The following is a 15,795-nucleotide window of genomic DNA, read 5'->3' on the forward strand; positions in this document are numbered from 1 at the left end:
TTTATATCTTTTTAAAAATTGCATGGCTGGAAGAATTTCTTGCTATGTCATTCGCGCAAATCCGTTTCACCTTGAAGGCTGGCGGTGCGAATCATCTCCACGGTGGCAGATGGAGTTAAACGCCCCTGTTTCATTTTAAGCGGGGTAATACTGTTTTTTGTTGAGAGAAGCCGGATTCCCGAATGCGGACGGTTAACTGAAACAGGGAACGGAATTTCTGTTCTTCATTCAAATTACATTAAGAAGGCCAGCATTTTATGTCAAGTCCGCATGGATATGTTTCTGCCTCTTTCCTGTCCGGAACGGAAGAGGTTCAATAAGCGCATCCGTACTTCCGCCTTATTTTTTGACGCTTGCGGAATTTCTGCTTGTGTTGAAGACTTAAAAGGGAGAGAAGATGGGTACATAGAATTGCCCCTCCCATGAAATCCTATTCTTTTGCTATTGGCTGCTTCTTAGGAATTTGCAGTATTTGTTCATCCCTTGCCGCCACTACGGTGGTTTATCCGCCCCCCTCCCCCACCCATCTGGAAAAGGGGAAACCGTTTCAGCTGGTCTTTGACAAGGCCGTGGTGCCCGCTTCCGAGGTGGGAAAACCGGCAGCCCCGGAACTCATGTCCTTTTCCCCGGAGGAGAAACCGCTGGAACTGGCATTGGACAAGTCCGCCGTACCGGGCGCCGGGCTGACGGGACTGGAGGAGGCAGGGCTGACGGTTCTTTTTCCTTCCTTGAAGTTTTCTTCCAAATGGATTACTCCCAACGTGCTGGAGTGCGTTCCGCTGGAGGAGGTCCCCTTCCGGGCCTCCTATTTATGGAAACCGGCGGAGAATGCCCGTTTTCTGGACGGGTCCCCGGTGCCGTCCGTTCCGCTGCGCCTGGCGGGACGCATGACCTGGAATTTCTTCCTGTCTTCCATGGACAGGGGCTGGCAAGGGAGTGAAGTTTACCCGTGGGAAAGTTTTTTCCTGGTAATTCCCGACGCTGTTCCGGACAAGGGCAATTCCTCGGACAGCTTGTATGGCAACGGCAAGGGGTTCCTGATGCTTCCGGGTTATTGCTCATGGAAGGAGGCATTGGAAAAGAACCTTCGTTTTGTCGGCGTTTTGGAGGCAGATCAGTTGAAGTCCGCAGATTTTAAAGAGCAGTTCAAGGCCGCCGCCGGGGAGAATAATATGGGATTCCGGTTAAGACCTGCCACGTTGAAGGAAATAAGAGATGCAAAATCCTACCGCGTGAGAAATATTGCAGGGGAGGGAAGATTCAGAGGCAGTCCGGAGAGCATGGCCGTTCCCGGCGTGTATGTCATTCAGCCGGAAGGGATGTTCCGGTATGGCAGGGATTATTACCTGGTCAGTTTGGATGCTTCCTTCCTGTCCTCCCGCGGACGGGAAAGAAAAACCGGATGGGATGAGATCAAGCTGGGTACCGTGCCCCGCTTTTCCGCCTCCGGCTATTATCATGCGTTTTCCGGCAGCGGAGGCCGTTTAACCCTTGAATGGACCCTCCCTGTGCAGATTGGGGATTTGGCGCAATTCTGCCGGGACCATGTGGAGTTGTTCATGGAGGGCGACAAGAAGCCGATGGCTTACGATGAACAGGAGGGAGGCTTTACCGCATCCCTTGGTGGAGAAGAAGGGGAGGCCGCCCGGAACGTAGTGATCCGCCTAGACAGGGAACGGCTGGCGGACATGAAGCATATCCGCCCCCAGTGGTATTCCTCCCTGCCTTTCCTGGTGAGCGGAGAGGCCGCCGTGTTTAAACTGAAATGGAAGCTGAAGGGCGTCCGTTCCGTGGACGGCCAGGAATTGTCCCGGAAGAATGCGGAAGATTCCGTAGAGGTGAGGCCGGAGGCTCCCTCCCTGTACCTGGATGCGGGCAATAACGGCGTCATGTACGCCGGGTCCCGCAAATTGAAGGCTTCCGTCAGCAATTTGAAGGATTTGACCGTGCGCGGCTACCGGATCAGGGATGGCTACCAGCACCAGACGATGGCGGCTTACAGGAAGATTTATGAGCGGGACCAGGAGGCGCCGCTGGCCCGTACCGTGACGGACCGCGACCAGAGGCATTTCCTCCCTGCGGAGCTTCTTGCTGCGGATAAGAAAGGGGAGCTGGCCCTGGACGTCCGTGATAAAACGGAAGCGTCCGTCAGCCTGGACGGCCTGTTCGGCGGGTCCGTGGAGCCGGGCATGTATTTCATTGAGGTGGAAGGCCGCGTCAGTAATCCGGTGCTGGAGGCGTACAGGCTGTTTGGCGCGCCGTCGGAGAACGGGGGCAGAAGGGATTTCAGCAGGGATGAGGCTTCTTATGCCGTGCAGGCCGTCGTCCAGGTGACGGACCTGGGCGTCCTTCACAAGAAGACGGCGGATGACATGTTTGTGTACGTGTATTCCCTGGCTACCGGAAAAGCAGCGGAGAAGGCGCAGGTCCAGTTGCTGGACGACGGGGGCGCCGTGCTGGCTTCCGTTCCCGTGGAGCAGGGCGCCGTGCGGCTGCCCATGACCGGAATGGACAAAAAGGCCGCTTACGTGCGCGTCCTGTCCGGGGCGGACAGCTACCTGAGCCCCCTGAAAGACTGGCCGGGGAAAGTGAGCACGTGGTCCTTTGACGTGAAGACGCTGCCTTATGAGTGGGAGGCCCTGGGGCTGAATCCGGCCTCTACCGCGGAAACCAGGCTGTTCATGTTCTCTGACCGGAACCTTTACCGCCCGGGAGAGACGATGCACCTGAAGGGAATCGTGCGGTCCCTGCTGGATAACCGTCTCACCCTCGCTCCCGTGGAGGAAGTCAAACTGACTATCCGGGACAGCCGGGACCGGGAAGTGGCCGTCAAGCAGGTGAATTTGTCTGATACGGGAACGTTTGACCTGGATTTCACCTTCCCTGATGAAGAGACGGGAACTTACGCCGTCCTTGCCAGCCTGCGGCTGAAAGGGGATTCCGCCCAGGCGGGGAAGGAAGATGGTTCCTCCGAAGACGGGTATGATTACAAAAAATATTACCGGGAGGAGGTCTACAAGAGCAACCGGGAATTCCGGTATCCTGTGGAGGTGGCCGAGTTCAAGCGGAATGAGTTTGAAGTGGAGGAGAGAATCCATAACTTAAAGCCGGGCGCCGCTGTCCTGAAGGCTGACGTGAAGGCCACCAATTTCACCGGAACCCCCGTTTCCGGCGGCAAGGTAAATTGGTCCCTGCGCAGCGTACCGTCCAATTTCTATCCTGCCGGATACAGGGATTACCGTTTCGGGGATTACCGGGATGAGGACGCGGGCTACTGGGAGGCCTATTACGGTTATTCCGGCGGCGGTTCTTCTTCCCATATGAAGCAGCAGTCCGCCGTGCTGGACGGAGAAGGCAGGAATACGGTGGAGTTTTCCCTGGACGGCCAGTCCTTCCCCAGAGCCAGGCGGCTGTCCCTCCAGGCCTCTGTCGTGAACGGGAATGAGCAGCTGGTCAAGACTTCCCGGAGCGCCGTCTGGAATCCGGCTTCCGTTTTTGTGGGGGTGAAGAACAGCTCTTCCATCTGCCGCCAGGGAACGCCCCTGGACTTGCGCCTGATTGCGCTGGGGCTGGACGGAAAGCCCTATGCGGGAAATGGCCTGGACCTGAACATGACGGTGACGCGCACCGCCTTCCGGCCTGTGCGGTATGAAAGCGATGATGCCACGACCGTGCGCAATGACGAGGTGACGAGCACGGTGATGGAGAAGGCGCTGACTGTGACTCCGGCGGATTCCGCCGATATACGGACGGGAGGTAAGGCCGTTTCCATCCCCACCGCCCAGGATGGCATTTACGAGGTGGCTTTTTCCGGACGTGACGCGGATGGGCGGGAATTCCGCACCGCCGTGAAGTACTGGGTTTACGGCAGTGACGTTTCCCCGTGGGAATACCATGACGGCCTGAAGGTAAAGATTATCCCGGACAAGCAATTGTACAAGCCGGGAGAAACGGCCCGCCTCCTGGTCCAGACTCCCATTGAGGGGGAAGTGATGGTGACGGTGGAACGGGAGAAGGTGCTGCGGAGTTTCGCCAGAAAGCTGACGCTGGACAATCCCGTGATTGAGGTGCCGCTGGAGGATGCGGACGCTCCGAATGTTTATGTCTCCGTTTTCCTGGTGAAGGGGGCGGATTTGAGCGGGCGTAAAGCCCGCAATCCCCAGTTGAAGCTGGGATACGCCGCCCTGAAGGTGCAGCCCATCCGGCACATCCTGAATGTGAAGGTGTCTCCCCCCGCCGGCATGTCCCGGCCCGGTTCCCTTGCCGTGGTCAGAGGCGTGGTGACGGATTATTCCGGAAGGCCGGTGCGGAATGCGGAGGTGTGCCTGTTTGCGGAGGATGAAGGCACCCTCCAGGTCATCGGTTACAAAACGCCCCGGCCCATCCGTTATTTTTATGCGGACCGCCCCCTGTCCGTGGGCACGTGGACTACGCTGGAACAAATTCTGGATGAAGACTGGGGCGGCCGCTCCACGGACAACAAGGGCGTTTTCATCGGCGGCGGGGATTCCTCAGACGGTTCCCGGAAAGCTCCGGAAAACCTGGATTTAAGGAAGAATTTCAACCCGTGCGCCGTGTGGCTGGCTTCACTCCGCACGGACGGGGAGGGCCGTTTCAAGGCCGAATACAGGAATCCGGATACGCTGACCCGCTACCGGGTGATGGCGGTCGCCCTGGCGGGAGCTGCCGATTTTGGAACCGGGGAAAGCGCCTATGTGGTCAACAAGCCCGTGATGCTGGAACCCGCTCCCCCCTTCGCCGCAACGGAGGGTGATTCCCTGAATATTCCGGTGACGGTGAGCCAGACGGGTGACAGAAAAGGGCCGTGGGTGGTCACGCTGAAGTCCGGTTCCGCCGTAGCCTCCGTGTCCCAGCCCGTGCAGACGCTGACTTTGAACGGGAACCAGCCGAAAACGCTGGTGTTCAACGTGAAATTCACGCAGCCCGGAGAAGCGCGGCTGACCTGGGACATACGTGCCGCTGATGGCAGCGGCGCGCCTTATTCCTCCGGGGTTTACTCCCTGCTGAAGGATACCGTGGAGCATGCGTTTGAGGTGGTGCCTCCCTTCCCTGACCTGCGGGAGCTGCGCTGCTTCTCTCTTTCCTCCGGGAAGACGCTTGATCTGCCGGAATTGGTGACTACGCCTTTTCTGAAGGGAACGCCCATCCGAGTGACGCTCGGCACATCTCCCCTGCTGTATGCGGACGGCAGCGTGAATTATCTGTTGCGTTATCCGTACGGTTGCCTGGAACAACTTTCCTCCTCCACGCTCCCGTGGCTTTATGAGCCGCTTCTGGCCAAATTCCTTCCCGGCTTCAAGGGAAAATCTCCGGAGGACCGTTCGCGGGCCCTGCGGAGCGGCGTGTACAAGATTATGAAGAACCAGCTTTCCTCCGGTGGCCTGGCCTACTGGCAGGGAGGCACGGAGGTGAGCGAATATTGTCCGTATGCCGCGCTGGTGCTGACCCTGGCGCGGGAGCAGGGAGTTTACGTTCCGGAGCATGATCTTGACAAGCTGTACGCCTATCTGGGGCGGCAGCTGTCCGGAAATCCCCGTGAGGAGCTCCTGGCGGCCTGGGCGCTGGCCCGCGCGGGGCACATGCCCGCCTCCCTGCTCAACCGCCTGCTGGACCATGCCCGCGAGCTGAAAGCGGAAGACCGCCTGTACCTGGCGCTGGCCGCGGCGCTTTCCCCCCGTCCGGAGGCGAAAGCCCAGGCCCGGAACCTGGTGAAGGTTTCCGCAGAGGAAATGAAAGAGCCCCGCTGCCGCCTTCTGGCGGCCCTGGCGGAGATGGCGCTGGCTCCCGGTGACGAAGCGGTCCGGGAAAGGCTGGAACGCCTGGTTGTGGACAGGATGTCCGGCTCCTTCGGGGGGCGGGCTCCGTACTCCACCTGGACTTCCGGCTGGGATGTCCTTCTGCTGGGGGAATACCTGAAAGGCTTGCAGACGGCGCCCCTTTCCGCCCCCTTCCGCGTGGAGCGCGGCGGGCGCACGCTTGACGGCGTATGCTCCGTGTCTTCTCCGGCCCGGTTCCTCACCGCAGTGGGGGAGAAAGCCGTGCTCAGCCTTCCGGAGGCCGGAACCAGGGTGTACGGCATGGCGGAGGCCCACGGGCGCAGCAGTACGCAGCGTGACGGCGCCGCCGTCAACAGGGGTTTTGCCGTTTCACGCATTTATGAAAAGCTTTCCCCGGAAGGCACGTGGACGCCCGCGGCGGAGTTCGCCGTAGGGGAGCTGGTTAGGATCACCCTTCAGGTGGACAAGGCTCCGGACCCGCTGACGTATGTGGTGATGGAAGATTACCTGCCCTCTGCCTTTGAAGCCCTGAATCCGGCCCTGCTTTCCCAGATGCCGGGGGGCCGGGAGAGTGAGGCGGGGGACGAGGGAAACCGGTGGTTCTACTGGAGCGGGTGGGTGTCCCACCGGGAATTCCTCAAGGACCGGGTGCGCTTCTTCGCCAATTCCTGGAGGGAGGGCCGTTTTACGGCGCGCTATCTGGCGCGGGTGACCAAGTCCGGCGCCGTCATCGCCCCCTCTGCCAAGGCGGAACTGATGTACAAGCCGGAAACCTACGGACTGAGCATTCCCCAGAAGCTGACCGTCTCTCCGGGGCAGTGACCACGGTTTTATTCCGATGCGGAGCAGATTCATGACCAGGGCGTTTCTCAAGGGACTCTTTAAACGGAAAAACCTCCTTCGGGCTGCGGGAGGGCTGGCCGTGGCGTGGCTGCTTGCATGGTATGCGGTTCCCTGGCTGTTTCCCCTGCCGGAAGGGCTGCTTCATCCGGAAGAACGGGGCGCCCTTGTCCTGGACAGGGACGGCGCAAGGATCGCCACGCTGCCGGGACCGGATTACTACCACACGGAACCCGTCCGGCTACAGGAGGTGCCGGACATGCTGCTGAAGGCCACCCTGGCGGCGGAAGACAAACGTTTTTTCAGCCACGGCGGGGCGGACTTCCTGGCCCTGGCCCGCGCTGTGGCGGCGAATGCCGCGGGCGGAGAGGTTGTGTCCGGCGCGTCCACCATCACCCAGCAGCTCGCCAAGAATGCCAATCCTCCGGTTCCCAGGAGTCTCCCCGCCAAGGCCAGGGAATTTTTCCAGGCCCGGCGCATGGAGATGAGCATGAGCAAGGAGGCTATTCTGGAGTCCTATTTCAACCGCCTGGATTACGGCAATCTGCGCCGGGGGCCCGCCGCGGCGGCGCGTTTCTACTTTGGCCGGGAAATGTCACGCCTGTCCCTGGCGCAGTGCGCCCTGCTGGCCGGGCTGCCGCAGGGGCCTTCCTTCCTGAACCCCCTCCGGCATCCGGAACGCGCGCTGCAACGGCGGAACCTGGTGCTCCGGCGCATGAGGGAGGAAGGCTGGGCCACCGACGGCATGGTGGACCGCGCCCTGCTGGAACCCCTGTTCAGCGTGGGGGCGGAAGAAGACCGCCGGCCGCTGGCCCCCCATGTGACCGCCGCCCTGATGCATGCGGGCCGCACGGGAGAGGTGCGCACCACGCTGGACGCCTCCCTGCAGCGCGGCGCCCTGGAGATCGTGAAGCGTGAGCTGGAGCGCCTGAAAGGCCACCATGTGACGCAGGCCGCCGTGGTCGTGGCGGAAAACGCTACGGGAAACATTCTCTGCCTGGTTGGGTCCGCCGACAGGAGCCATCCGGCGGGGGGATTGCTGGACGGCACTACGCTGCGGCGCTCCCCCGGCTCCGCCCTGAAACCCTTCGTGTATGCCCAGGCGTTTGTCCTGGGGGCGTATCCGGGGACGGTGTTGCCGGATGTCCCCACTACATACCGGAGCGCGCACGGGCTGGAAGCGCCGCAGAATTATAACAGGGCCTACATGGGGCCCATTTCCATCAGGCAGGCGCTGGCCTGCTCCCAGAATATTCCGGCCATGAGGGCGCTGGGCACGTTCGGCGGTGCTGCCCGGCTGCTGAAATTGTTGAACAATCTGGGTATCCGGGGCATTCAGGGGGACGCCTCGCATTACGGCCTGGGGCTGGCCATCGGCAATGCGGAAGTCTCTTTGCGGGAGTTGACGGGGGCGTATGCGTGCCTGGCCCGCGGAGGCGCCTTTTTACCCCTGAAGCTGGAACAGGGGCCTTCTGTGCCGGAGCGGCCCGTACTTCCCCCGGAGGCCTGCTTCCTGACAGCGGATATTCTGGCGGACCGGGAGGCGCGGCTGGCTGCGTTCAGCGATGCGGAGGTGATGAACCTGCCTTTCCGGTATGCCTGCAAGACGGGCACTTCCTCTGATTTCCGGGACAATTGGTGCATAGGCTTCACCCGTGAAATTACCGTGGGCGTGTGGGTAGGCAACTTTGACGCCTCTCCTATGAAGCAGGTAGGGGGCATGGCCGGGGCCGCTCCCATTTTTGCCGGGGTTATGAAGCTGGCGCACCGGAATCTTCCTCCTTCCTTCTCCCGCGCCGTTCCCGGCATGGTCCGCATCCGCATTGACGCCCGCACGGGCAGGCGGGAAGGTGCGCTGCGTGTGCCGCAGGCCCATGCCAGGGAGGAATGGACTTCACTGGAGACGATGCCGCAGGAGGCTACAGCGGGGGATTATGACGCGGCAGGCCGCGCCTTCCTGGACAGTCGTTACACGGAATGGTTCACCAGTCCTTCCTGCACGGCGCGGGACGCTTATTGCCTGCTTCCCGGGACCTGGTCCGGGGAAACTCCGCGCATCCTGGTTCCGGCGGATGGTTCACGCCTGGTCCTGGATCCGGAAATGCCGGGAATGGGGCGGCGGCTTAAGCTGCGCTCCAATCTTCCGGCCGGGGCCGTCTGGTCCTCCCCCACCCTGACTATCGTGCAGTATGGGGATGAGGCTACAGTCCTGCTGGAACCAGGGGCGCACGTCATTACCGTGCGCCATCCGGAACTGAATCTGGAACAGCGCGCATCCGTTACCGTCAGGGAACTGTAACAGTGGTGGAAGTTCCGGGTCAGTCCAGCGGGAGGATGGACGTGACCAGCATTTTGAACCTTCCCTGGGCGATTACGGAATGGGGCACGCCTGCGGGGATCATCAGGGTCTGGCCCTGCGGCACGTTCATGGAATCATTGCCCACAGTAAAAAAGGCGGTGCCGTCCAGCACCTGCACCAGGGCGGGGCCCGGCGTCTGGTGGGTGGGAAGGAGCTGCTCGTCGTCAAAGGCCAGAATGGTCATATTGACGCCCTTGGAGCGCACAAGGGCCAGGCTGGTGATTTGCCCTTCGCGGTATTCAATCAGGTCCGCGTAAGTAAAAGGCGTCCGTTCGGGGATGTGCTGGATTGCTGTCATGCAGGTTGGACACCCTCATTTCCCCCTGCCGTTTCCGTCATGACAGGCTTCCGGGAAAAAGGCCCGCTCCAGACCCGGGAGCGGACCTTGGCATTCAGCATTCATATCGCGCTTACTTACGGGTTCAACGTCCTGGTTTCATAGGCGTGGGGTCGGTTTCACAAGTAAACAGCAACCAGTCTATACACGAAAAGGGCAATTTACTTCAAGAAAATTTTTAGCAAAAAAGCCCGGAGATGATTCTCCTGCAAGGAGAACCGCGGTTAGTGACCTTTCCGGCGCGTTTCCGCTGCGTCTCCCTTGCGCGCCTGGCGGGGGCGGCGCTTGTGCCCGGTGGAGCGGTTTTCCCTTTTGCCTGAGGCGGCCGTCTTTTCCGGCTTCCCTCGTTCACCGCGGGAGGCGATGGTGAAATCAGCCCACTGCTGGTCCCGGTCCACTTTCACGGGGATGACGGGAACGCGCAGCCCCGCGCACAGCACGGAACCGTGATCATTCTTCCAGCGGTTGGCAAAGGCCTCATACACCCAGCGGCCGCCGGGAAGCTGGTCGGGCTTGATCAGTCCCTTGATCTGGAGGCGGGGGATTTCCAGCATCACGCCGAAGTGGCGCGCTTCCGTAATCAGGGCCTCGTGCACTTCCGGATGGTCCGCGAAGCACTGGCCTTCCAGCCATTCAAAGAGTTTCATCCGGTTGGCGTCCTTTTCCGCACTGGCTGAGGTGCGCTCCGTCTCGGAAATGTGCTCTGCATCTTCCTCCAGCCTGCTCACGCTGCCGGGGCCTTTGGCGCCCTTGGGGGGATTGGCCAGCAGGGGATCCAGGGAACGGTGCACCACCAGGTCCGCATAACGGCGGATGGGGCTGGTGAAATGGCAGTAATTGGGGGTAGCCAGGCCGTAATGGCCCAGGGGCTCCGTATCGTACCTGGCCCGCATCAGGCTTTTCAGCAGGGCCAGCTTGAGGAGCTGTTCGTCCGGAGAACCCTTGATGGATTTCATCAGTTCATTCAGGTACTGCCGCTGGCTGATGTCATGGACGGGGTGCCCGTATAGTTTGCATAGCTGGCCGAACTCGAACAGCTTGGCGGAGTCCGGCTCTTCATGGACGCGGTAGATGGTGGGGCGGTTCTTGTTCTTCAGCGTCAGGGCCACGGCCCCATTGGCCGCCAGCATGCATTCTTCAATAAGCTGGTGGCTCTCGTCATACTCTTCCGTGATGATGTCCGTCACGCGGCCGTCCTTGTCCATGACGGCGCGCACTTCCGGAAAGTCCAGGTCCAGGGCTCCCTTGGCATAACGGTTGCGGCGCAGGATGGAGGCGAGCTTCCAGGCTTCCCGGACCATGGAGGGAATTTCCCCCTTGTCATGCCCCTTCATCATGGTGAAGGCCTCCTGGTAGGTCAGGCGCGCCTTGCTGCGGATGTAGGCGTCCGCAAAACGGGAGCCGAGCAGCTTGCCCTTTTTATCAAACTTCATTTCACACACCTTCGTCAGGCGGACGACGTCCGGGCGCAGGCTGCACAAATCGTCGGAAAGGCGGGGAGGCAGCATGGGGAGAACGCGGTCCGGCAGGTAAGTGGAATTGCCGCGGCGCAGGGCTTCTTCATCCAGCGCGCTGCCGGGCTTCACGAAGTGGGAGACATCCGCAATATGGACGGCCAGCGTCCAGCCCTGCGGAGTGGCCTTGATGGAAATGGCGTCATCAAAATCCTTGGCGCTCGCGGGGTCAATGGTGATGACGGTGCGGTCCGTCCAGTCCTCCCGGCGGGCAAGTTCCCCGGAAGAAGGGTCTTTGGGGAGGTTTTCCAGTTCCCGGAGGACGGCGGCGGGGAATTCCACAGGCAGGTCATACTTCCTGATGACGGATTCCATGTCCACATGGGGATCATCCGGGTAACCGAGCACCTCCACGATTTTTCCGCGCGGGGCCTTCTTTTCTTCTCCGCGGGACACAGGCTCCACGGAAACCAGTTGGCCCGGGAGCACCTCCATGGCGGGTTTTTCCACCAGTTCAATATATTCCGGGGAGCCAATGCCGTCCCCCAGCACGCGGCCCAATTTATTCTTTCCGGCGCGGAAAACCCCCAGCCAGCGTGAGCGGGCGCGTTCCGTCACTTCCTCCACGCGGGCTTTCATGCCCGTATCCGGCCTGGCAAAGCGGTCCCGGCGGTCGTTCCGGCGTGCCTTGGACGCCTTGCGTTCCACACGCACGGCTACCCGGTCCCCGTCCAGGGCGGTTCCCAGATGGTTGGGCTTCAGTTCCAGTTCCGGAATGGCCTCCAGGTCCCAGCCCATGGCCGCGGCGGCGGGGTCTTCCTTTTTGGGGATAAAAAGAATCTTCCCGGAACGCAGGATGCGGATCATGCCGTGCACCAGGTTCCGGGGTTCCCGCTTCAGGGCGTACCTTCCTTTTTGCAGGCGCACAAGCCTGCCTTCCTCTTCCAACTGGTCCACCAGGGCGCGGAAGTCCTGTTTCTGCCGGGAATCTACATTCAGGGAGCGTGCCAGCTCAGACTTGCTCTGGGGTTCGTAATGTCCGTCTTCCATGTGACGGATCAGGCGGTCTTTCAGGGAGGTATTCATCTTGCGGAAGTTCCGGGAAAGGTCTCTTCCATTCCCATTGAAGCCATAATAAAGCGGTTTTTGCGCGGCTTCAAGGCGCGGGCGGTGCATTTTTGCCCGTGCCTCCTTTTCCGGCGCCTCCCTGCGTCATCTGGGCCGGAGCGTGCCTTCCGTAGTACCCAGCTGTTCCGCAACGTCCAGTTCCCGGATGAGCCGCGCCGCCGTGCAGGAGCCGTCCAGAAGCCCCCGGTAGCAGGAAACCAGCAGGCGCGTCTTGTCCGGGGAATCATCCAGCAGCTCCACGCGGAAGCGGGAAAGGCCCAGGCGGCGGAAGTCCCGGAAAAAGCCGGCTCCCGTCTGGGCGCGTCCGTTGAACAGCGTATTCCGGCAGCCTGCATCCGCCAGCAGGGGATGGAGCTGCCCCACGCGGTCCCGCAGCTGCACCCGGTATTGCTCGCAGGGGCGGCCGCAATTCTTATAACTAGTGCCGCCGGAAAGGAAGGTGCAGAATACGCAATGCTCCATGTGGAACATGGGCATATGCTGGTGCAGGGTCAGCTCAAACCATTCCGGCGGGGCGCTGCGGAGCAAGTCCGCCACCTGCCCGGCATTCAGGTCATAGGAGATGGTGAGGCATTCCAGATTCCCCTGTTCCTTCAGGATGGCCGCGCTGTAAGGATTGGCGACGTTCAGGGGAAAGTCTCCGATGCGGCGCAGGGGGGAATAGCGGAAGTACTGGGCCGCGCCCAGGTTGCGGATGAGGACGCCGTCCGGCTCCGCCCGTTCCATGAGCTTGAAATAGCCTGTTTCCGACGGTTTCTGGATGCGGGGCGTCGCCAGGAAAACGGGAGCGTCCTTTTCATTTTTCCGCACGGCTTCCACCCCTGCCGCATAATCCCGGATGTCTTCAAAGTCCAGGTACACGGCGTCCGCGCCGGAATCCAGCGCGGCGGGTATCTGTTCCACTCTGCGGCACAGCACGGACAGGAGCGGGGACGTATCCGGAGCGGCGGTTCCCGTCGGGAGCGCGGGAAGGGCGAACGGCGCCGGAAGGCGGGGAGGGGGAGCGGATGCCGCCTTCTCCTGCCGGACGGCCTGAATCCGTTCCACCAGCGCGCGGCGCGTCTGGTTGAGAACGCTCAGCGGGAGCATCAGCCCCTGCGGCAGGCGGCATTCACAGGAAGCCAGGCGGAACCCCGTGCCCCCCAGCCTGCCGAGCTGCTGCTCCAGCGTTTCAGGAGTCAGCGGGCGTTTCTCCGCCGTTTGAAGGGGCTGGGCGGACTGCACGGAACACCCGTATTCCGGGCATGAAACCGTAAGGGGTTCTCCGGCGGCTCCCGTGCAGGTCAAATGAAGGGGGGTGGCCGCTTCCGGCAGGTGCTCCCGCATCTTCTTCAGCTCTGCATTCAGGGCCGGATCATCCGTTTTCCAGAGCTTCTGCCCCGGCTTTACCCGGTTCCAGTCAATGCGGGAAGCTTTTCCGTGGAAGAAAAGGCGGTTTCTCTGCACCTTCCAGATGCGGCCCCCCTGTTCTTCATTCCGGTCTTCCCCTGCATCAATGACAAAGCCGTCTCCGGGCGCGAGCGGCACCTCTCCTTCCGGCCTGATGTCCAGCCAGCCCTGGCCGCTATCCACAATGACGCCCGCATAAGCGCCGCGCTTTTTGCCGTGGCGTCCATGGGTCAGGCGCGGGTGGTCCGTGCCGTCCAGCCAGCCTGTGGAAAAGCCGCGTGAAAATACCATTTCCAGTGCATAGCGGTCCCGTGCGGTAACCATGCCGTCCACGGGCAATCCGGCGCAGGCGGCATCCAGGGCCTTCCTGTAGGCCGCTGTCACCGCGGCAACATATTCCGGGCTTTTCAGGCGTCCCTCTATCTTGTAACTCTTCACGCCCAGGCGGACCAGGTCCGGAATGCGGTCAATGGCGCACAGGTCCTGCGGGCTGAGCAGGTAGCGCTTTTCCCCCAGAGGGACCTGCTTTCCGTTCACAATCAGGGTATACGGCAGGCGGCAGGCCTGCGCGCATTCCCCCCGGTTGGCGCTGCGCTGGCCCAGGCTTTCCGACGTGAGGCACTGGCCGGAGTAGGCCACACAGAGCGCCCCGTGCACAAACACCTCAAGAGGGATGTCCGTATGGCGCGTGCATTCCCCAATCTCCTTCAGGCTCAACTCCCGCGCCAGCACGGCCTGTTTCAGGTCCAGAAAGCCGGAGGCGAAGTCCAGCCCGGCGGGGGAGGTGAGCGTCATCTGGGTGGAGGCGTGCAGCTCCAGCTTCATGGCGGCATCCTGCCTGCCCCATTCCGTCAGGCAGCGTGCCAGCCCGATGTCCTGCACAATGACGCCGTCCACTCCGGCGGCATTCAGGTGGCCCAGGTAATCCAGGGCGTCCTTCAGTTCCGAGGTGAAGATGAGCGTGTTCATCGTCACGTACCCCTTCACGCCGTGAGCGTGGAGGAAGCGCATCAGCTCCGGAAGGGAATCCAGCGTGAAATTGTCGGCGCGCAGGCGCGCGTTGAAGCGGTCCAGGCCAAAATAGATGGCGTCCGCGCCATTGGCTACGGCGGCGCGGGCGCACTCCATGTCCCCGGCGGGGGAGAGCAATTCCGGGCGCAGGTCTCCGGGCCGGAGGGAGGAAAGGGTGATGTCGTCGTCAGGAGTCACGGGAAGGAAGAAGAGGTTATTGAACGGTGCTGCGTTTTTCCGCGTGGAGGAGCAGGGCTTTCAAATCCCCCAGCAGGAACAGGGAGCCTGCCGCCAGGGCCGGCAGGGGGGAGGCCAGGGCTGCATGCAGCCCCTCCGGAAGGGAGGAATGGATGAATACGGGCCCCGTTTCCAGTTCAGCCAGCAGGACGGACAGTTCTTCCGGCGGCATGATGCGGGGGGAGGTGCACGGCACCAGGTGCCATTCTCCGGCAATTTCCCGTAAAACGGGAATCATGTCCCGGATGTGCTTGTCCGCGGAGGCGGCAAAAACCAGGGCCGCCTTTTTCCCGGGGAATTCTTCCCGCCAGGTGGCCGCCAGCACGCGAGCGGCATGTTCATTATGAGCTCCGTCCAGGACAAGCGCGGGAGAGGCCAGGCGTTCAAACCGTCCGGGCCACCGTACGCCGGCCAGGGCCGCTCCGGCGTCCGCCGGGGAGGAGAGGGCATGGAGCTGCTTCATGGTTTCCAGCGCCAGGGCGGCGTTTTCCCGCTGATGGGCTCCGGGCAGGGAAGGCCGGGGCGTTTCCCGACTCATCCGGGCGACTGTGAGGGGGGAATGGCGCTCCCGCGCCGTCTGTTCAATAACGGCCATGGCTTCCGGGTGCTGGGCGGCGGTGACGGCCGGCTTGCCGGGGGCGATGATGGCCGCCTTCTCCGCGGCAATCTGCGCCAGCGTGTCCCCCAGGTACTGCTGGTGGTCCAGCCCGATGGGGGCCAGCACGGCGATGTCCTTGGGAACGGCATTTGTGGCGTCCAGCCTGCCGCCCAGGCCCGTTTCCAGAATGATGAAGTTCACGCCGCTTTTGCGGAAGTGGCGGAGGGCAACGGCAAGCGCCAGTTCAAAGAAGGTGGGCGGCTGTTCCCAGGCTTCCGCCAATTCTTTCAGGAAGGTGATCTCCTCCGCCAGCGCCTCCGGGGAAATCATGTTCCCGTTCACGCGGATGCGTTCTGAAAACTCCACCAGATGGGGGGACGTGAACAGGCCGGTTACGTATCCCTGCGCCCTGGCCAGGGCCTCAATCATGGCGCAGGTGGAGCCTTTGCCATTGGTCCCTGCTACGTGCACCACCGTGGCCTCCGGGCGGTCCGCCCCGGCTGCCGCCAGCAGCTTTTCTGTATTCTCAAGCCCCAGCTTGATCCCGAAGAATTGAGTGGAGAAAAGCCAGTCAAGGGCGGCGGACACGTTCATGGGCGGTATTCTACCATGAGAAGGCCCCGGTTCAATCCCGGTATGGCGGG

Annotated in this window: 6 protein-coding genes; 2 read left to right on the forward strand and 4 right to left on the reverse strand. The window is 61.8% G+C overall.

Going from position 1 to position 15,795, the window contains the following annotated elements:
• Nucleotides 1-422: 422 nt before the first annotated feature.
• The gene (locus CXU21_RS08445; RefSeq protein ID WP_102725725.1) at nucleotides 423-6,620 is read left to right on the forward strand and encodes an alpha-2-macroglobulin family protein; all 6,198 of its coding nucleotides are present in this window, start codon (nucleotides 423-425) and stop codon (nucleotides 6,618-6,620) included.
• 31 nt (nucleotides 6,621-6,651) lie between these two features.
• Nucleotides 6,652-8,937: a transglycosylase domain-containing protein gene (locus CXU21_RS08450; protein WP_180972480.1), complete on the forward strand. Its 2,286-nt coding sequence runs from the start codon at nucleotides 6,652-6,654 to the stop codon at nucleotides 8,935-8,937.
• Nucleotides 8,938-8,956: 19 nt separating this feature from the next.
• On the opposite strand, the gene CXU21_RS08455 is transcribed toward CXU21_RS08450, so the two are convergent.
• The 4 genes from CXU21_RS08455 to CXU21_RS08470 form a co-directional block, all read right to left on the reverse strand.
• A complete protein-coding gene (locus CXU21_RS08455; protein ID WP_102714947.1) occupies nucleotides 8,957-9,295 on the reverse strand; it encodes a cupin domain-containing protein in 339 nt (112 codons plus the stop codon).
• Nucleotides 9,296-9,558: 263 nt separating this feature from the next.
• Nucleotides 9,559-11,874, reverse strand: a complete 2,316-nt coding sequence (locus CXU21_RS08460) for a ribonuclease R family protein (RefSeq protein ID WP_180972736.1) — start codon at nucleotides 11,872-11,874, stop codon at nucleotides 9,559-9,561.
• 126 nt (nucleotides 11,875-12,000) lie between these two features.
• Nucleotides 12,001-14,514: a U32 family peptidase gene (locus tag CXU21_RS08465; protein ID WP_102725727.1), complete on the reverse strand. Its 2,514-nt coding sequence runs from the start codon at nucleotides 14,512-14,514 to the stop codon at nucleotides 12,001-12,003.
• Nucleotides 14,515-14,530: 16 nt separating this feature from the next.
• Complete coding sequence (locus tag CXU21_RS08470) at nucleotides 14,531-15,745, reverse strand: bifunctional folylpolyglutamate synthase/dihydrofolate synthase (RefSeq protein WP_180972737.1); 1,215 nt, start codon at nucleotides 15,743-15,745, stop codon at nucleotides 14,531-14,533.
• Nucleotides 15,746-15,795: the final 50 nt, after the last annotated feature.

The organism is Akkermansia muciniphila (assembly GCF_002884975.1).
Classification (GTDB): domain Bacteria; phylum Verrucomicrobiota; class Verrucomicrobiia; order Verrucomicrobiales; family Akkermansiaceae; genus Akkermansia; species Akkermansia muciniphila_C.

Excerpts from the sequence above, each read along its gene's own strand:
- CXU21_RS08460 (WP_180972736.1), bottom strand. The coding sequence starts at position 11,874 with ATGAATACCTCCCTGAAAGACCGCCTGATCCGTCACATGGAAGACGGA.
- CXU21_RS08445 (WP_102725725.1), top strand. The coding sequence starts at position 423 with ATGAAATCCTATTCTTTTGCTATTGGCTGCTTCTTAGGAATTTGCAGT.
- CXU21_RS08450 (WP_180972480.1), top strand. The coding sequence starts at position 6,652 with ATGACCAGGGCGTTTCTCAAGGGACTCTTTAAACGGAAAAACCTCCTT.
- CXU21_RS08455 (WP_102714947.1), bottom strand. The coding sequence starts at position 9,295 with ATGACAGCAATCCAGCACATCCCCGAACGGACGCCTTTTACTTACGCG.
- CXU21_RS08470 (WP_180972737.1), bottom strand. The coding sequence starts at position 15,745 with ATGAACGTGTCCGCCGCCCTTGACTGGCTTTTCTCCACTCAATTCTTC.